This is a genomic window from Caulobacter sp. Root343, from assembly GCF_001425745.1.
In the GTDB taxonomy this organism is placed as follows: domain Bacteria; phylum Pseudomonadota; class Alphaproteobacteria; order Caulobacterales; family Caulobacteraceae; genus Caulobacter.
The window spans coordinates 226,019-242,337 of record NZ_LMDF01000006.1 but is presented as its reverse complement, the minus strand read 5'-3'; the positions used below and the strand labels follow the sequence as shown (position 1 = coordinate 242,337).

18 protein-coding genes are annotated in these 16,319 nt (G+C 68.9%); 11 read left to right on the top strand and 7 right to left on the bottom strand.

Annotated features, from left to right (window positions below):
• Positions 1-11: 11 nt before the first annotated feature.
• A complete protein-coding gene (locus ASC70_RS25170) occupies positions 12-161 on the top strand; it encodes a hypothetical protein (protein ID WP_162247193.1) in 150 nt (49 codons plus the stop codon).
• 15 nt (positions 162-176) lie between these two features.
• Here ASC70_RS25170 and ASC70_RS08865 read toward each other — a convergent pair whose 3' ends face one another.
• Positions 177-404, bottom strand: coding sequence for a hypothetical protein (locus tag ASC70_RS08865; RefSeq protein ID WP_056049061.1), 228 nt, complete (start codon positions 402-404; stop codon positions 177-179).
• Positions 401-901, bottom strand: a complete 501-nt coding sequence (locus ASC70_RS08860; RefSeq protein WP_056049059.1) for a helix-turn-helix domain-containing protein — start codon at positions 899-901, stop codon at positions 401-403. Before ASC70_RS08860 ends, ASC70_RS08865 begins: the two co-directional genes overlap by 4 nt.
• A 235-nt stretch (positions 902-1,136) precedes the next feature.
• Here ASC70_RS08860 and ASC70_RS08855 point away from each other — a divergent pair, with 235 nt between their 5' ends.
• Positions 1,137-2,324 (top strand): acetyl-CoA C-acyltransferase, encoded by a 1,188-nt coding sequence (locus tag ASC70_RS08855; protein ID WP_056049056.1) that lies wholly within the window; start codon positions 1,137-1,139, stop codon positions 2,322-2,324.
• 157 nt (positions 2,325-2,481) lie between these two features.
• Positions 2,482-2,751: a GNAT family N-acetyltransferase gene (locus tag ASC70_RS08850; RefSeq protein WP_056049053.1), complete on the top strand. Its 270-nt coding sequence runs from the start codon at positions 2,482-2,484 to the stop codon at positions 2,749-2,751.
• 124 nt (positions 2,752-2,875) lie between these two features.
• Here ASC70_RS08850 and ASC70_RS08845 read toward each other — a convergent pair whose 3' ends face one another.
• Positions 2,876-4,252 carry a M20/M25/M40 family metallo-hydrolase gene (locus ASC70_RS08845; protein ID WP_056049050.1) on the bottom strand — a complete coding sequence of 459 codons (1,377 nt, stop codon included), beginning with the start codon at positions 4,250-4,252 and terminating at the stop codon, positions 2,876-2,878.
• Positions 4,253-4,466: 214 nt separating this feature from the next.
• Complete coding sequence (locus ASC70_RS08840) at positions 4,467-4,964, bottom strand: helix-turn-helix domain-containing protein (protein WP_056049048.1); 498 nt, start codon at positions 4,962-4,964, stop codon at positions 4,467-4,469.
• A 97-nt stretch (positions 4,965-5,061) separates the two neighbouring features.
• Here ASC70_RS08840 and ASC70_RS08835 point away from each other — a divergent pair, with 97 nt between their 5' ends.
• The gene (locus tag ASC70_RS08835; RefSeq protein ID WP_056049045.1) at positions 5,062-5,859 is read left to right on the top strand and encodes an SDR family oxidoreductase; all 798 of its coding nucleotides are present in this window, start codon (positions 5,062-5,064) and stop codon (positions 5,857-5,859) included.
• A gap of 120 nt (positions 5,860-5,979) precedes the next feature.
• On the opposite strand, the gene ASC70_RS08830 is transcribed toward ASC70_RS08835, so the two are convergent.
• Together ASC70_RS08830 and ASC70_RS08825 are read right to left on the bottom strand one after the other, a co-directional pair.
• Positions 5,980-6,549 carry an OmpA family protein gene (locus tag ASC70_RS08830; protein WP_047410376.1) on the bottom strand — a complete coding sequence of 190 codons (570 nt, stop codon included), beginning with the start codon at positions 6,547-6,549 and terminating at the stop codon, positions 5,980-5,982.
• Positions 6,550-6,749: 200 nt separating this feature from the next.
• On the bottom strand, positions 6,750-7,619 hold the full coding sequence (locus ASC70_RS08825; RefSeq protein WP_056049043.1) for a LysR family transcriptional regulator: 870 nt from the start codon (positions 7,617-7,619) through the stop codon (positions 6,750-6,752).
• Positions 7,620-7,715: 96 nt separating this feature from the next.
• Between ASC70_RS08825 and bla the strand changes: the two genes are divergently transcribed.
• From bla to ASC70_RS08790, 7 genes are all read left to right on the top strand, one after another.
• On the top strand, positions 7,716-8,606 hold the full coding sequence (gene bla / locus ASC70_RS08820) for a class A beta-lactamase (protein ID WP_056049040.1): 891 nt from the start codon (positions 7,716-7,718) through the stop codon (positions 8,604-8,606).
• A gap of 288 nt (positions 8,607-8,894) precedes the next feature.
• Positions 8,895-9,251, top strand: coding sequence for a hypothetical protein (locus tag ASC70_RS08815; protein WP_056049037.1), 357 nt, complete (start codon positions 8,895-8,897; stop codon positions 9,249-9,251).
• A gap of 278 nt (positions 9,252-9,529) precedes the next feature.
• Positions 9,530-11,194, top strand: a complete 1,665-nt coding sequence (locus ASC70_RS08810; protein WP_056049035.1) for a HAMP domain-containing sensor histidine kinase — start codon at positions 9,530-9,532, stop codon at positions 11,192-11,194.
• 135 nt (positions 11,195-11,329) lie between these two features.
• A complete protein-coding gene (locus ASC70_RS25275; protein ID WP_056049032.1) occupies positions 11,330-13,588 on the top strand; it encodes a hypothetical protein in 2,259 nt (752 codons plus the stop codon).
• A 227-nt stretch (positions 13,589-13,815) separates the two neighbouring features.
• Positions 13,816-14,178 (top strand): helix-turn-helix transcriptional regulator, encoded by a 363-nt coding sequence (locus ASC70_RS08800; RefSeq protein ID WP_056049029.1) that lies wholly within the window; start codon positions 13,816-13,818, stop codon positions 14,176-14,178.
• Positions 14,175-14,657: an SRPBCC domain-containing protein gene (locus tag ASC70_RS08795; protein WP_056049024.1), complete on the top strand. Its 483-nt coding sequence runs from the start codon at positions 14,175-14,177 to the stop codon at positions 14,655-14,657. Before ASC70_RS08800 ends, ASC70_RS08795 begins: the two co-directional genes overlap by 4 nt.
• Positions 14,654-15,070, top strand: a complete 417-nt coding sequence (locus tag ASC70_RS08790) for a GFA family protein (RefSeq protein ID WP_056049020.1) — start codon at positions 14,654-14,656, stop codon at positions 15,068-15,070. The genes ASC70_RS08795 and ASC70_RS08790 overlap by 4 nt, the downstream gene beginning before the upstream one ends.
• A gap of 177 nt (positions 15,071-15,247) precedes the next feature.
• Here ASC70_RS08790 and ASC70_RS08785 read toward each other — a convergent pair whose 3' ends face one another.
• Positions 15,248-16,213: an SDR family NAD(P)-dependent oxidoreductase gene (locus ASC70_RS08785; protein ID WP_056049017.1), complete on the bottom strand. Its 966-nt coding sequence runs from the start codon at positions 16,211-16,213 to the stop codon at positions 15,248-15,250.
• Positions 16,214-16,319: the final 106 nt, after the last annotated feature.

Genomic DNA, 16,319 nt, shown 5'->3' with positions numbered 1-16,319 from the left:
CGAGGTCTGTGATGAAGCCGAAAAAACCCGAGCCCAAACCGAAGGCTCCGAAGACGCCTCAGCCGGCCGCCGAGACGAAGGCGGCGGGCGTGCGACGCCAGCGCCAGCACATCAAGGACCTGACGGGCGAGGATCCGCTGCGGGCCGGGATCGCGGACTAGTCCAACGCCGCTGCGCTATCCGTCTTCAGCCCGCGCCAACTCCTCGAAGCTCAGGCCGACCTTGAACAGGCAATAGCCGGTCTCGTCGACCAGACGGGCGACGTCGGCGGCGGTGTCGTCGCGCTCGCGGGAGATGGTGAAACGCCAGTCCTCTTCGCGGGCCGCCGCCGGGAACGGCGCGCCCTCGGCGATTACCAGCCTGTACGCCGGCCGCGTGTGATGGACGTGGAAGCGGTAGCTCACTCGGCCGCGATACGGGAGGCTTCCAGCGCCTCGCCGACGGTCTGCATTTGGTCTTCCTGCGGGGCGCGTTCGAGGTCGCGGCGCTGGACCACCTCGCCGCATTCCTCGCAGGCCAGGACGGGGTGGAAGGCGCAGCCGCAGCCCTTGTGGCGGAACATCACCGGCGACTTGTCACGGCCGTAGACGTGCTGGTCGCCCCACTCGGCCATGGTCAGCAGCACCGGCGACAGGGCCAGGCCCTTCGGGGTCAGCCAATATTCGTGGCGCGGCGGGCGCTCCGAATAGCGGCGGGTTTCCATGACGCCGTTCGCAACCAGGGTCTTGAGCCGGGCGGCCAGGACGTTGCGGGCGACGCCCAGTCGCTCCTGCCACTGCTCGAAACGCTTCACGCCGGTGAAGGCGTCGCGCAGGATCAGCAAGGTCCACGGATCACCCACGACCTCGAGGGTGGCGGCGACCGAGCAACGTTCGTTGGTGTAGTCAGCAGTGCGGCCCATTCTGGCAGGGTGCGGCGTTCCGCGAGGGAAAGCAAGAGACCGTTGCGTTTGAAGATGAACCGGCATAGGTTTTTAATCGCAATTGACTCTCTCGGTTATTGCACGACTGGCGAGGCGTCGCGGGCCCACCCAACGACGCCTCGCCCCTTTCTCATCACATCTTCGCAATCCTCTTGCGCACGATGAGACCATGAAGGCCTATCTCGCCTCAAAATCCGCTCAGGGAGCCTAATCCATGTCCGTCGCTGATCCCGTCGTCATCGTCTCCTTCGCCCGCACGCCGATGGGCGGCTTCCAGGGCGCGCTGGGCGGGGTGAAGGCCACCGAACTGGGCGCGGCGGCGGTCAAGGCCGCGATCGAGCGGGCCGGCGTCGCCGGCGACAAGGTCGAGCAGATCATCATGGGCTGCGTGCTGCCCGCCGGCCTCGGCCAGGCTCCCGCCCGCCAGGCGGCGATCGGCGCGGGCCTGCCTCTTTCCGTCGAGGCGACCACGGTCAACAAGATGTGCGGCAGCGGCATGCAGGCCGCGATCCTGGCCCACGACGCCCTGGCGGCCGGCTCGGTCGACGTGGTGGTGGCCGGCGGCATGGAGAGCATGACCGGCGCGCCCTACCTGATGTCCAAGCATCGCGGCGGGGCCCGGATCGGCCACGATCAGATGTGGGACTCGATGTACCTGGACGGTCTCGAGGACGCCTACACCCCGGGCAAGCTGATGGGCGCCTTCGCCGAAGAGACGGCGGCGACCTACCAGTTCACCCGCGAGGCCATGGACGACTACGCGACCAAGGGCCTGATGAAGGCCAAGGCGGCGATCGAGAGCGGGGCCTTCAAGGCCGAGATCGCCCCGGTGACGGTGACCACCCGCAAGGGGACCGAGGTCGTCGACACCGACGAGCAGCCGCTGAAGGCCGACCCGGCCAAGATCCCGACCCTGCGCCCGGCCTTCGCCCGCGACGGCGGCATCACGGCGGCCAACAGCTCGTCGATCAGCGACGGCGCGGCCGCCCTGGTCATGACCCGCGAAAGCGTCGCCAAGGCTCTCGGCCTGCCGATCGTCGCCAAGGTGGTCGGCCACGCCGCCCACGCCCACGAGCCGGGCCTGTTCACCACCGCCCCGGTCCCGGCCATGCGCAAGGCGCTGAAGAAGGCCGGCTGGGAGGTCGCCGACGTCGACCTGTTCGAGGTCAACGAAGCCTTCGCCGTGGTCGCCATGATCGCCCAGCAGGAGCTGGGCTTCGATCCCGACAAGCTGAACGTCAACGGCGGCGCTTGCGCCTTGGGCCACCCCATCGGCGCCTCGGGGGCGCGGATCCTCTGCACCCTGATCTCGGCGTTGCAGGCGCGCGGCGGCAAGAAGGGGTTGGCGTCCTTGTGCATCGGCGGCGGCGAGGCCACGGCGATGGCGATCGAGCTGGTTTAAGACTTCGAGTCTGCTCCCCCGCGATGCGGGGGAGCTGTCGCGGAGCGACTGAGGGGGCGAGCTGGAAGCATGCCGCGTTGGCCCCCTCCGGCCCTCCGGGCCACCTCCCCCGCATCGCGGGGGAGGATCAGATCATAGCGAAACGCGTTCCCTCGTCATGACCGACACCTTCCGCCACAACCCCGAACTCAGCCGCTACGAGCTGGAGGAAGACGGCTTCCTCGCCTGGGCCGACTATCAGCGGGCCGGGCACCGGCTGGTGATCCCGCACGTCGAGGCCGACCCCGCCCTGCGCGGCAAGGGCTCGGCCGGACGCCTGATGACCCGCGTCGCCGAGACGGCGCGCGCCGAGGGCATGCGGATCACCCCGCTATGCGCCTACGCCGCCGCCTGGCTGAAGCGGAACGATCCGGACCTGATCGCTTAGGTCCATATCCCTCAACAAACCTGTCATCCCGGCCGCAGCGTAGCGGAGAGCCGGGACCGCCACAGACTCAGAGCTTCCGGCGGTCCCGGATCGGCGCGCTGCGCGCTTGTCCGGGATGACAGCTTCAGGGTTGCTTGGGCGCCGGAACCACGCTCTCGAAGCTGCCCGCCGCGCCGGGGAACACCACCGGGCTCTCCCAGCCGTCGGCGCTCACCGCCGACACCCCGAAGAAGAAGTCGTCGATGACCACGTCCTTCAAGGTCGTCGTCACGCCGTCCGGAACCCAGCGGCTGAAGCGCCAGGTCGGGTCGATGGTGCCGCGCCACCACACCCGGTGGCCGGCCGCGCCCGGCGTCTCCGCCCACGAGACCTTGGTGTCGGGGCTGACCGCGCCGGCGATCTTGACGTCCGACGGCGGCGGCGGGGCCGAGGCCAGGCTGGCCATGGCGACGGTGTTCAGCCGCGTGACCTGGGCCAGGTAGGCAAAGTCCACGCCCTCGATCACGTCGCCATAGGCCTTGCCGTTCTCGGTGCGCAGGGTCTGGTGCTGGCGGTCGTAGTTCTCGATCGCCTCGGTGACCCGCACGGCCGGATAGCCGGCCTCGAGCAGCGGCACCTGGTCGCCGCCCCGGCCGTAGCGGTCGGTGCGGTAGACCATGGTCACGTCGAAATTGGTCAGGTAGCGGTCGGCCAGGCCGTCCAGGAAGCGGGCCAGGTTGCGCGAGGGGCTGTCGACCTCGCCGCCGTTGTAGCGGCGGCCGTTGGCCTGCTCGGGCGTCTCGACCGCCTTGGTGCCTTCCGAGAAGACGCGGACGTGGGTGTTGTCCATCACCCCGCTCTGGCCATGGCTGTTGCCGACGATGTCGTTGTTGAGGTCGGCTTCGACCTTCCAGCCCTGGGCCCGTGCGTAGTCGGCCAGCACCTTGCCGCCCAGCAGGCCCTGCTCCTCGCCCGACAGGACGGCGAACACCAGGGTGGCCGGGAACTTGTGCTTGGACAGCACCCGGGCGGCCTCGACCACCGCCGCCACGCCCGAGGCGTCGTCATTGGCGCCGGGAGCGTCGCTGGTGAAGTCCATGACGTCGGTGACCCGGCTGTCGAGGTGGCCGGCGATGATGATCACCCGGCCGGGGTCGCTGGTCCCCTTCTGGATGGCCAGCACGTCCATCACCTCGGTCGGGTTGGGCGCGCGCTTGTTGGTGAAGACCTGCGAGGGCGTCTCGACCGTCAGGCAGCCGCCGCAGTCCTTGCCGATCGCCTCGAACCGCGCCTTGGCCCAGCGGCGGGCCGCCCCGATGCCGCGCTTGTCCGATTTGGTGTCCGACAGAGTGTGGCGGGTGCCGAAGCCGACCAGCGTACGGATCGTGCCCTCCAGCGCCTTGGGATCGACATCGGCGGCGATCGTCCGCAGCAGCGGCTGGTCGGTGGAAGGCGCCGGAGTTTCCGCATGGGCGGCGCTGGCGAGGGCCAGGCTTGCGGCGAGGATGATGGGCAGACGCATGCGGGCTCCGGAGCAACTGAGGCCGAACGTTGCCGTTGCCCGCATCTTCAGACAACACACTTTCCCGGCTTCCCCCAAACTTCCGACCTCCCCGGCGAAGGCCGGGGTCCAGATGGAAGAGCGCTGGGGTGGGCTCTTTGAACGCCGCGCCCTTCCCGTCAGCCCAAACGCCATGAGATCTAGGCCCCGGCGTTCGCCGGGGAGGTCGGGTTTCTTACTTCCCCGCCCGCTCGGCCATGAACGCCACCCGGGCCAGCACCTCGGGACCGGCGGCCGGGCCGGGGGAATAGGCGAAGTGTTCCTCGGTGATCGGCTTGCCGCTGACCCGGTCGACCAGGATCGGCTCGGCGACCCGGCCCGTCTGGCGATCGACCAGCTGGCTGGCCGCGCCCTCCGGAGCGAAGTGGCGGTTGCCGAAGGCCATCATCGCCGTCAGCACCGCGTCGAAGTCGCGGCCGAGGTCCGTCAGCAGATATTCGAAACGCGGCGGCCGCTCCTGGTAGCGGCGCTTTTCCAGCAGGCCGTTCTCGACCAGGGCCGCCAGCCGCTTGGTCAGGATGTTGGGGGCCACGCCCAGGCTCTTCTCGAACTGGTCGAAGCGGGTCAGCCCCTGGCCCGCGTCGCGCAAGATCAGGAAGGTCCAGCCGTCGCCGACCCGCTCCAGCGTGCGGGCGACCGGACATTGGGTGGCAGGGCGTTCAGATTTGCTCATGACGATTAAATTGGCCACTCACTTGCGAAATGCAAGTTACCTCATAGCTAGGGTGGACGCCGGACCGCTGGGGCCTCGGCAAAGGACTTAGACGACGATGAGCGACAACAACAGCAAAGGCGTGGCCCTGATCACCGGCGCCTCGACCGGCATCGGCGCGGTCTATGCCGACCGCCTGGCCAAGCGTGGTTACGACCTGATCCTGGCGGCCCGCGACGAAAGCCGCCTGAACGCCCTGGCCGAGCGCCTGCGCGCCGAGACCGGCGTCAAGGTCGAGGTCATCAAGGCCGACCTGACCGACAAGGCCGATCTCGTGAAGCTGGAAGAGCGCCTGGCGACCGACCCGACCATCGAGCTGCTGGTCAACAACGCCGGCGCGGGCGGCTTCGCCGGCTTCGCCGTCAGCGACCGCGACGCGATCGACCGGCTGATCCAGCTGAACGTCACGGCCGTCACCCGTCTGGCCCAGGCGGCGTCCTCGGCCTTCGTGCCGCGTGACCGCGGGACGATCATCAACCTCGGCTCGGTGGTCGGGGTGATGCCGGAATTCCGTTTGCCGGTGTACGGCGCGACCAAGGCCTTCGTCCTGTACCTGACCCAGGCCCTGCGCGAGGAATTCCCGGCCGGCGTGCGCCTGCAGGCCGTGCTGCCCGGCGCCACGCGCACCGAGATCTGGGAACGGGCCGGCCACGACGTCGACGCGCTCGACCCGAACACGGTGATGGACGTCGACGATCTGGTCGACGCGGCGCTTGCCGGCTTCGACCAGGGCGAGCTGGTCACCATCCCGTCGCTGCCCGATCCGGCCGACTGGGACGCCTTCCAAGGCGCCCGCGGCAAGCTGGCCCCGAACCTGTCGCGCCGCTATCCGGCGGACAGGTTCAAGGCCGCTTAAGCCTACTGTTAGGTGAAGCGAAACCTCGCCGGCGCGGCGCTCACTCCCGCGCCGGCGAGTCCGCCCTGATCGGTCTTCCCGGGTTGATGCCTACCGGGAAGCCGACCTGGAACGCGAACTTTACGAAAGCACCATCACGACGACGCGGCGGTTCTGGGCCCGGCCTTCGCGCGTTTCGTTCGGGGCGACAGGGGCGTCTTCGCCGTACGAGATCGTGGCCATGCGGTTCAGCGCCACGCCATGCTGGCTGAGGAACTTACGCACCGTTTCGGCCCGCTTCTCGCCCAGCTCCTCGTTGTAGGTCGGGGCGCCCGAGTTGTCGGTGTGGCCCTGGATTTCCAGGTACACGTTCTTGTTGTCGGCCTTCAGCTTCTCGGTGAACTCGGCGAGGCGTTGCTCGGCTTCCGGCGAGAGGTTCGCCGCATTGACCGGGAACTTCACCGAGTCATCGCTGAGCACCAGGGCGTACTGGAACTTGCCCTCCGCCAGCTTGCCGGCCGCGGTGGCGCGATCGAGCGCCTCCTTGGCGGTCTTGTCCAGTTCGCCGATCTGGGTGTCGTGAGCGCTGACCCGCGTCTCGACCTGGCCGACCTGCTGATTGACGAACTTCTTGGTCGCGCAGCCGCTGACCGACAGGCCGCCCATCACCAGGGCGGCGGCGACCATCATGGTCTTCGTGCTTGCTATCATTGTCTGGGTCTCGTCCGTAGTAGGGGGTGCGAGACGTCCTGCAACGCTCGCCGTTGCAAATCGGCAAGCCAAACTAGGCCAAAGATGGGCGCGATTCCGGCCTTTCGAAGCCAAGCTAGACCGTTGATATCGCAGCCTATTTCGAGCACTTTCTATACCGCGCGCGAGCGCCGTCCACGGACTTTGGTTCCCGGGATTTTTTATTCACTGGAGGTGCTCGAAAGCCACGCCTGGAAGGCTCGCAAGGCGGGACTCGGGGCCTTGGACTTCAGCCAGGTCAGCCAGTAGCGACCCGCGCTGACCTGAGTCGGGAACGGCCGAACCAGGCGTCCCTGCTGCAGATCGCGAGCAAACATCATTGGCGGCGCGAGGGCCACCCCTATTCCTTGCATGGCGGCCTCGACCATCACCCAGGAGCTGTCGAACACCGGCCCGCGGATCGGCGGCGGCGGCAGGCCGGCGGCGGCGAACCAGTCCGGCCAGTCGGCGGCGCGGTAGCTGCGCAGCAGGGTCTCGGCCAACAGGGCCGCCGGCTCGGTCAGCCGCTCGGCGATGGCGGGCGAGCACAGCGGACTCATCGGGGCCTCGAACAGCGGCGCGGCTTCGGTCCCGTGCCAGGCCCCGTCGCCGAACCGCACCGCGCAGTCCAGGCCCTCGCCGGCCAGGTCGGTGCGGTTGTTGTTGGTGAACAGGCGCAGGTCGATGAACGGGTGGGCCTCGCGGAAAGCCGGCAGGCGCGGCAGCAGCCAGCCGACCGCGAAGGTGCCCACCACCCCGACGCTGAGCACCTCCAGCACCCGGCCGCCCTCGAACCGCGCCAGGGTGTCGCCCAGCCGGTCGAACGAGTCGCGCACGCTGGGCAGCAGGGCCAGGCCCTCGTCGGTCAGGGCCAGGCCCCGGGGCAGGCGGCGGAACAGGCTCGCGCCCAGCCGCGCCTCCAGCCCCTTCACCTGATGGCTGACGGCGGCCTGGGTCACGCACAGCTCGATGGCGGCGCGGGTGAACGACAGATGCCGGGCCGACGCCTCGAAGGCGCGCAGGGCATTCAAGGGCAGTTGGGCGCGGCTCATGCGGTAGACCCAAATTAAACTAGGGGCTCAGCCAAGGTATCGTCGTTTGCGGCGATGACCAGCCCCGGGCAGGTTCGGCGGGCAAGGAGACCTCACATGTATCGCAGAACCTTCCTCACGGCCCTGGCGGCCGCGCCCGTCGTGCTGCCTACTTTCTCGTTGGCCGCCGAAGAGGGCTCGGCAGCCCTTAATTCACGTATTAACGACCTGGAGCAGCGCAGCGGCGGCCGCCTGGGCGTGGCGGTTCTGGACACTCAGACGGGCCGTCGCTTCGCCTGGCGCGGCGACGACCGCTTCCGGATGTGCAGCACCTTCAAGATGCCGCTGGCCGCCGCCGTTCTGCGCCGGGTCGACCAGGGCCGCGAGCAGCTGGACCGCCGGATCACCTACGGCCGCGACGTGCTGATGGGCAATTCACCCGTGGTCGAGAAGCATCTCGGCGAAGGCATGATGGTGGCCGCCCTGTGCGAGGCGACCATCACCTGGAGCGACAACGCCTCCGCCAACCTGCTGCTCGACGCGCTGGGCCCGGGCGCGGGCGGGCCGGCCAGCCTGACCCGCTTCCTGCGGGCCATTGGCGACCAGACCACCCGCTGCGACCGCCGCGAGCCCGAGCTGAACACCGGCGCCCCCGACGACCCGCGCGACACCACCACGCCCTCGGCCATCCTGGGGACCTGGAAGACCTTGCTGCTGGGCGACGCCCTCTCCCCGGCCTCGCGCAAGCAGCTGACCGCGTGGCTGGTGGCCAACCGCACCGGGAACAAGCGCCTGCGGGCGGGCCTGCCGCGCGGCTGGCGGGTCGGCGACAAGACCGGCAACAACGGCAAGGACACCACCAACGACATCGCCATCGCCTGGCCGCGCGGCCGCAAGCCGATCCTGATCGCCGCCTTCCACGATCGCGGCAGCGCCGACGACGACGCCCGCAACGCGGTGCATGCCGAGCTGGCCCACGCTGTCGTGGCGGCGGGGTTCGGGGCGTAAGCGGGAAAAGTTATCCACAGGGCCGATCTCTCCTCCCCATTRGGGGGAGGTGGATCCGTGCGGATACGCACGGAGACGGAGGGGGTCCGCGAAGCGGTCGTGAACTCGCCACCTCACAGGGCCCCTCCACCGGCGTTCGCCGGTCCCCCTCCCCCAGAGGGGGAGGAGAGGGAAACTCCCGTGCTTATCCCCGCTAAAAAACCAACGTTTCCGTTCTTCGACAGGCCGTTACAGGAAAACGCACGTTTCTTATCCCCGGCCCTTCCGGCGGCCTCATGCTCTATCTCCATGAGCGACACCCACACCCCCGTCTCCACCTGGTGCGAAGTCCTGCAGCGCAAGCTGATGGACGCGATCGACGCCGCCTGGGCCTTGGCCGAGAAGAGCGACGACCCGGCCGTCATCGCCAAGGTTCGCGACAAGGCCCGGCTGGCCGGCCAGCTGGCGGCCGAAGCCCGCCGGATCGCCGCCCTGGTTCCCCCACGCCGCAACGAAAAGCCCCGCCTCGCGCCCGCCGCGTTGCGCGAGGCCTTCGACCGCATGGACGCCGCCGACGCCGCGCCCCCTGAGCCGGCCGGGGCCAAGCCCCCAGCGGCCCAGGCGGCGGCGATGCGGGCGGCGCTGGCGAAGATGGGGCGGCGGTAGGCTCCTTCATATCCGTGTCATCCCGGAAGCCTCGCAGAGGCTATCCGGGACCGCCGGAAACGCCGAGCTTTCCGCGGTCCCGGCTCTCCGCTTCGCTGCGGCCGGGATGACACATGAAAGGGGTCGTTCAATTGAGTACGGCCGCCCCTCCCCCTCGCAACAAAATGTCGCACCGCCCCTTTCCTCAACGATGGGGAAACGCTGACGCTCTAAAGCCGAGTAACGCAGGTTTCTGCGCAGCGCCTTCGACCCGCGTCGAGGCAGGCGAGGGGAAGAGGGTGTCGAACGGTCCGGATCATCGCCCATCCTCGACGGAGCTCGCCCCCGCGCGCGCCGACGTCAGGGATGGTCGAAAGCCCTGGCTGGCCTACGCCAACCTCAAGCTCGAGGCTGCGATCTTCCTGCTGCTGGCCGTCACCTTCGCGGCGGTGCTGGGCAAGAGCGCCCTGACCAGCCAGACGCTAGACCTGTCGCCGGACTCCGGGCGCTTCGCGGGCTACACCTTCTCGGACGCCGACGACGGCGGCCGCTCGGTCGTCTCGGCCGATCCGAAAAGGCCGCTGTCCTGGTCGTGCCAGATCCGCGCGGGCGTCACCTACCCCTATTGCGGCTACGGCCTGCAGCTGGACGCCGCCAGCAAGCCCGGGGCGATCGACGGCAAGGGGTTGAACTTCTCGACCCTGCAGACCGTCACGCTGCGTTTCACCTATCACGGCGACGGCGACCGGCTGCGGCTGCTGGTCAGAAGCGCGCCGCCGGCCGCCCTGCGCGCCAAGCTGAAGGGCGAGCTGGTGCCGCTGGCGACCGACTTCCCGGTCGTGCAGGGCGTCAATGTGGTGCGACTGCCACTTAGCGAGCTGGCGCCCGAACAATGGTGGGTGGCCAACCACAAACTGTCGCCGGAGGAGGCCGCGCCGGTGCTGGACGAGGTCCACATCGTCGCCATCGCCACCAGCAACGCCAAGGCGCCGAGCGCCCAGGCCGTGACGGTCGACCAAGTCGAATTCAGGGGCACGCACTTTTCGACCGAGCAGTTCTACCTGGTCATCCTGGGGGTCTGGCTGGTCGTGGCGGGCGGCTTCCTGGTGCTGCGCGTCTTCCAGATGCGGCGGGCCTATGAGGCGCGCCAGCGACGCCAGGCCGACGAGGCCCGCCTGCTGGCCGGCGCCCACGCCTCGGCCGAAGCCGCCAGCCGCGCCAAGTCGCGCTTCCTGGGCAATATGAGCCACGAGCTGCGCACGCCGCTGAACGCGGTGATCGGCTACGCCTACTGGCTGAACCGCACGGAGCTGTCGGCCAAGCAACGCGAGGCGATCGGGGCCATCCAGTCCAGCGGCGAGCACCTGCTGGCCATGATCAGCGACATCCTGGACATCGCCAAGATCGAGGCCGGCAAGTTCGAGCTGCTGGCCGCTCCGCTGGATCTGCACGACTGCGTGGATGGCGTCGGCGAGATGTTCCGCCTGCCGGCCGAAGAGAAGGGCCTCGACTTCGCGGTCGAGATCGCCCCCGGCGTCCCGACCGCCGTCGTCGCCGACCGCAAGCGCATCCGCCAGGTGCTGATCAATCTGGTCGGCAACGCGATCAAGTTCACCGAGCGGGGCGCGGTCACCTTGCGGGTCGTGGCCGTCGCCTCGAACGAAGAGACGGCGCGGCTGCGTTTCATCGTCGAAGACACCGGTGTCGGTATCGCGGCCGACCAGATCGAAAACATCTTCCGCCCGTTCGAACAGGTCGGCGACCAGCTGAGCCGCGGCGGCGGCGCGGGGCTGGGCCTCAGCATCACCCACCAGATCGTCGAGATGATGCAGGGCGACCTGAGCGTCGAAAGCGCGCCGGGCCGGGGCAGCCGCTTCACGGTCGAGGCGTCGTTCCCGCTCGATCCGGGCGCGGTTGGAACCGAGGCCTCGCCACGTCTCGAACACGCCGTGGGCCAGGGCTGAGCCAGGTCCCCACGGCCAACTCTACCTTCGGGTAGATAAACCCTCGCGGCTCAGCTTGAGGGTGTTTGGCGAGCTCTGTATGGCTATCGGGATTGAGGACCGTTCGCCGCAAGGCGAGGGATTGGAGCGCGCGTGATGGCCACAACCCTGCTGACCCTGAAGACCTACTACGACAATGTCATGCGGGCGGACTTCGCCCATATCCCGGCGGCGCACCAGACGCTGCTGGCCAGCCTGTCGACCCAGGTGGATGGCGGAACGCTCAGCGTCGCGGACGCCCGGAGCCAGATCACCAAGCTGGCCAACGACACGACCTCGGTCGCCAGCCTGGCCTACAACTTCTTCACCGGGTCGACGCCGTTCAGCCACGGCTTCGACTATCTGGTGTCGGCGAGTGGCCCGAACGCCAACAACTTGAATTCCGCCTACTACCAGTCGTTCAACGTCGAGAACCGCTACATCAACTTCGCCATGAACCTGGGCAAGACCGGCGACGGCCAGGCGTGGTTCACGGCGAACTACGGCGCCCTGACCCTCAGCCAGTCGTTGACCAAGGCCTATGCCGAGATCTTCGGAACCACGCCCGACGCCGCCAAGGTCACGGCGTTGCTGAACGACCAGGTGCCCGACGGCCAGGGCGGGACCTACGCCCGGCAACAGTACTTCGCCGCGTACGGCGGCGATGGCCTGAACGGCCAGGGAACCAAGGCGGCGATGGTCGGCTGGCTGCTGGCCGCGGCCGCCGGGGAAGACGTCGGGACCTACGCCAAGGCCAATGACGCCTTCCTGGCCGATCTCGGCCTCGACGGCGTGGCCGCCTTCCGCAGCGGCCTGGTCGCGGCCTACGGGACGCCCGCGGCGGGTTCGCCCGGCGCGACCCTGACGGTGGCCGCCGACAAGTCCATCTCCCCGACCGCCGCCGACCCGCTGCTGAGGTCGACCGCCAACAACGACACCCTCACCGGGACGGCCGGCCTCAACCCGTTGCAGAGCATCGACGCCGGGGCCGGTCACGACACGATCAACCTCACCGGCGTGATCTACGGCGCGATCAGCACCGCCGACGGCGGCGACACGGTCACGCTGGGAACCCTGGGCGCTTCGACTCCCACCCTGGGCGTGCCGGCCCAGTACGGAACCGTGGCCCTGGGGGCGGACGGCAATACGGTCACCCTGAAGGGCGACATGGCCCAGGGAACCAGCCTGACGGCGGCCGGCACGGCGAACACGCTGCACGTCGATCGTCCCGGCGCGGCGGATTTCACCGGCTACAACGGAACGATCAGCGGCTTCCAGACCGTCTACCTGCACTCGCTCTATATGCCGGGGGTGACCGGCGCGACCGTGATCTACGACGTCGTCAACGCGCCGGCCCTCAACGGCGCCACAGTGGGGATCAGCGTCGGCAACCGCGAGCTGGTGGTGCTGAAGGACACCGCCAACGCGGTCAGGATCGACATGCCGGTGGTGGCGACCTCGGGGACCAAGCTCGACCTGCACCTGCAGAACTTCCAGGGCGCCCCGACGACCGCCGTGAACGCGGCGTCGGGCGGCGTCTACATCCCCAACGGCGGCGCGATCGGCGTGGTCACCAACACCGCCGGCCCGGTGGACCCTGGCGCGACGGTGGCGCTGCACGTCGACACCGACAGCACCGCCGGCCTGATCTACGGCTACGCCACCAACGCGGGCCTGGGCGCCAGCTTCAAGGGCCCCTTGTCGAACCTGACGATCACCGGGGCGGGCAAGCTGACGGCCCAGATCGCCAGCAACTTCACCAATGTCGACGCCACCCAGGCCGGCGACCTGACCCTGACCTACGAGGCCATGACCTCCGCCCTCGCCCAGACCGTCCGCCTGGGCGACGGGACCAACCAGCTGAGCGTCTTCTTCGGCGGCGCGCTGACCCCGAACCTCGACCCGGCCGCGGTGAGGTTCTACCTGGGCGCCGGCGCCGATACGGTCAGCGCCATCGGAACGATGATCCAGGGCCCGATCGCGGGCGGCGCGTCCAGCGCCGCCTCGCTCGCCAACCTGTACATCCGCAACAACACCACCGTCGGCGGTCCGCCCGAGATCATCGGCTTCCAGAAGGGCGTCGATCACCTGGTGCTGGACGCCCTGACCCACGCGATCACCGCCAATGTCCAGACCTATGCCGACGGCAAGGCCTCGCTGACCGACGCGCTGATCGCCGTCTCGGCCCACGTCGCGGTCAATACCGCCGCGGTCTTCACCTGGAACGGCGACACCTATGTCTACACCCAGGACGCCACGGTCGGCGTCAACATGGGCGCCAGCGTCAACACCGGCGACGGGCTGATCAAGCTGGTCGGCGTCACCGGCCTGACGGTCGGTACGGGCGCGGGCAACTACGACATCCACTACGCGTAGTGGTTTGCCTTCTCCCCTTGCGGGAGAAGGTGGCCCGAAGGGCCGGATGAGGGGTCGACAGGCTTGTCAGCCCCTCATCCAGCGCCACCGCCGTCGCGGCGGACCTCGCCTTCGACCCCTCACCCGACCCGCTGCGCGGGCCACCCTCTCCCGCAAGGGGAGAGGGTTTTCTTTTACCAAAATCAATTAGCATTGACTAATGTATTAGCCACTACTAATTAATCGACATGACCGAGACCATCCCCTTCGACGCCGTGATGCGCGCCCTGGCCGATCCGACCCGGCGGGCGGTCTACGAGCGCATCGTCCGCGCCAGTGAGATCACCGTGGCCGACCTGACCCGCCACAGCGGCGTCAGTCAGGGCGCGGTCTCCCAGCACCTGAAGTCCCTGAAGACGGCCGGCCTGGTCGCCGAGCGGCCCGAGGGGCGCAAGGTCTACTACCGGGTCGAGCCCAAGGGCCTGGCCCCGCTGGTCGACTGGATGAGCCTGTACGGCGTCTTCTGGCGCGACCGCTTCGACGACCTGCGCGCCCTGCTCAAGGACATCGATCCCCCCGAACCCTCTTCTCCCAAGGACCCCAACCCATGACCAGCCTGGCCCTCCAGCCCGACGCCCAAAAGGCCGCCACCCAAGAGATCGTCGTCGACGAGGTCTTCCCGCACACGCCCGCCGTGGTCTGGAAGGCCCTGACCGACGGCGCCCTGATCGGCCGCTGGCTGATGCCGCCGACCGACTTCGCGGCCGTCGAGGGCCACCGCTTCACCTTCAAGACCACCCCGGCCGGCGAATGGGACGGGACCATCCATTGCCAGGTGCTGGAAGTGGTCGAGACCCAGCGCTTCGCCTATGCCTGGACCGGCGGCCACGAGTCCAATGTCGGCTATGGCTCGCGCCTGGAGACGGTGGTCACCTGGACCCTGTCGCCCAGCGAGGGCGGCACGCGGGTGCGCCTGGTCCATTCGGGCTTCGTGCTGCCGCGCAACGACAGCGCCTACCGCAACATGAGCGACGGCTGGACCAAGGTCGTCCAGAAGCTGGACACCGTACTGGGCGAGGACGGGCAATGAGCGGCCAGAAACCTTTCACCGGCGGCTGCGCCTGCGGCGCGGTGCGCTACGCCGTGGCCGGCGAGCCGCTGATGATGAACGATTGCCAGTGCCGGCACTGCCAGCACCGCAGCGGCACGGGCCACGGCTCATACCTGACCTTCAAGGACGCGACGGTGACCGTCTCCGGCCAGGCCGCGATCTGGCACGTCACCGGCGACCTCGGCACGGTCAAGGGCCACAACTTCTGCCCGACCTGCGGAACGCCGACCCACCTGACCTTCCCGGCCATGCCGGAGATCTTCATCGTCCATGCCGGCAGCCTGGACGAGCCCGAGCGCTACCAGCCGACCGTGGCGATGTTCGCCGCCAGCGGCCACGCCTGGGACACCGTGGCCCCAGGCGTGACGCGGTTCGAGGGGATGCCGGGGTAAATCCCTTCTCCCCTTGCGGGAGAAGGTGTCAGCGAAGCTGACGGATGAGGGGTCGATAGCCCTGTCGGCTTGGCGCCCAGTGTCGACCGCCCATCGCGGCGGATCCGGTCGTGCGACCCCTCACCCGACCCGCTTCGCGGGCCACCCTCTCCCGCAAGGGGAGAGGGAAGCTAGGCGCTAGAACGCCTCCCCCACCATCCGCTCGCTCAGCGCCCACAGGGCCTGGGCGTTGGCGGGGTCGAGGGCGTAGGCCCGCACGCCGAAGCGCACCTCGGCGGCGTCCTCGACTGGCGGGGCCAGGTGGCAGTCCTCGCAATAGAGGCCGCCGACGGTCTCGATCGGAGCCACGACCCCGGCCCAGACGCTGGTGGCCGCGCCCTGCGGGATGGTCTTCCATTCCATGGGCGCCTCGCCCTTGGCCGCCGCCTGGGCGGCCAGGTCGTCGATCCACCCCTGCAGGAAGGCCGGGTCCAGGTGGCGAGCCAGCTCGGTCTGGATGCCGCCCGGATGCACGGCCACGGCCCTCACGCCGCGATCCTTGTGGCGGCGGTCGAACTCGACGGCGAACAGGATGTTGGCGGTCTTGGAGCGGCCATAGGCGCCGAACGGCGTGTATTCGGTGGTCTCGAAGTTCGGGTCCTCGAGGTTCACGTCCGAGAAGCGGTGGCCGGACGACGCCAGCGACACCACCCGCGCGCCGGGCTTCAGCAGGCTGGCGATGCGGTTGATCAGCACGAAGTGGCCCAGGTGGTTGGTGCCGAACTGGGTCTCGAAGCCGTCGGCGGTCTTGCCGAACGGCGGGGCCATCACCCCGGCGTTGGCGATCACCAGGTCGAACGAACGACCATCGGCGACCAGGGCGTCGGCGCAGGCCCGCACGCTCGAAAGGTCGGCCAGGTCGAGGGCGATCAGCTCCAGCGAACCGCCCTTGGCCGCGGCCGCGCGGACGACCTCGGTCGCGCCTTTCGCCTTGGCCAGGTCGCGAGCCGCGCCGACCACGTGCGCGCCGTGGGCGGCCAGCACACGGGCGGTCTCGACGCCCAGGCCGGCCGAGACGCCGGTGACCAGCACGCGCTTGCCGGAGAGATCGACGCCGGCCAGGACGTCGTCGGTAGTGGATTTTGCGCCGAAGTGTTCGCTCATGACCCTGGTTTCCTTGTGGAGGGCTGTTGTCCGATCCCATCCCCCGTATTAAATGGAGGATGGCTCCGGATACATATTCGGAGGCGCCCTCCGTTTTTCAAGGCCG

Excerpts from the sequence above, each read along its gene's own strand:
- ASC70_RS25170 (WP_162247193.1), top strand. The coding sequence starts at position 12 with ATGAAGCCGAAAAAACCCGAGCCCAAACCGAAGGCTCCGAAGACGCCT.
- ASC70_RS08860 (WP_056049059.1), bottom strand. The coding sequence starts at position 901 with ATGGGCCGCACTGCTGACTACACCAACGAACGTTGCTCGGTCGCCGCC.
- ASC70_RS08855 (WP_056049056.1), top strand. The coding sequence starts at position 1,137 with ATGTCCGTCGCTGATCCCGTCGTCATCGTCTCCTTCGCCCGCACGCCG.
- ASC70_RS08850 (WP_056049053.1), top strand. The coding sequence starts at position 2,482 with ATGACCGACACCTTCCGCCACAACCCCGAACTCAGCCGCTACGAGCTG.
- ASC70_RS08845 (WP_056049050.1), bottom strand. The coding sequence starts at position 4,252 with ATGCGTCTGCCCATCATCCTCGCCGCAAGCCTGGCCCTCGCCAGCGCC.
- ASC70_RS08840 (WP_056049048.1), bottom strand. The coding sequence starts at position 4,964 with ATGAGCAAATCTGAACGCCCTGCCACCCAATGTCCGGTCGCCCGCACG.
- ASC70_RS08835 (WP_056049045.1), top strand. The coding sequence starts at position 5,062 with ATGAGCGACAACAACAGCAAAGGCGTGGCCCTGATCACCGGCGCCTCG.
- ASC70_RS08830 (WP_047410376.1), bottom strand. The coding sequence starts at position 6,549 with ATGATAGCAAGCACGAAGACCATGATGGTCGCCGCCGCCCTGGTGATG.
- ASC70_RS08825 (WP_056049043.1), bottom strand. The coding sequence starts at position 7,619 with ATGAGCCGCGCCCAACTGCCCTTGAATGCCCTGCGCGCCTTCGAGGCG.
- bla (WP_056049040.1), top strand. The coding sequence starts at position 7,716 with ATGTATCGCAGAACCTTCCTCACGGCCCTGGCGGCCGCGCCCGTCGTG.
- ASC70_RS08815 (WP_056049037.1), top strand. The coding sequence starts at position 8,895 with ATGAGCGACACCCACACCCCCGTCTCCACCTGGTGCGAAGTCCTGCAG.
- ASC70_RS25275 (WP_056049032.1), top strand. The coding sequence starts at position 11,330 with ATGGCCACAACCCTGCTGACCCTGAAGACCTACTACGACAATGTCATG.
- ASC70_RS08800 (WP_056049029.1), top strand. The coding sequence starts at position 13,816 with ATGACCGAGACCATCCCCTTCGACGCCGTGATGCGCGCCCTGGCCGAT.
- ASC70_RS08795 (WP_056049024.1), top strand. The coding sequence starts at position 14,175 with ATGACCAGCCTGGCCCTCCAGCCCGACGCCCAAAAGGCCGCCACCCAA.
- ASC70_RS08790 (WP_056049020.1), top strand. The coding sequence starts at position 14,654 with ATGAGCGGCCAGAAACCTTTCACCGGCGGCTGCGCCTGCGGCGCGGTG.
- ASC70_RS08785 (WP_056049017.1), bottom strand. The coding sequence starts at position 16,213 with ATGAGCGAACACTTCGGCGCAAAATCCACTACCGACGACGTCCTGGCC.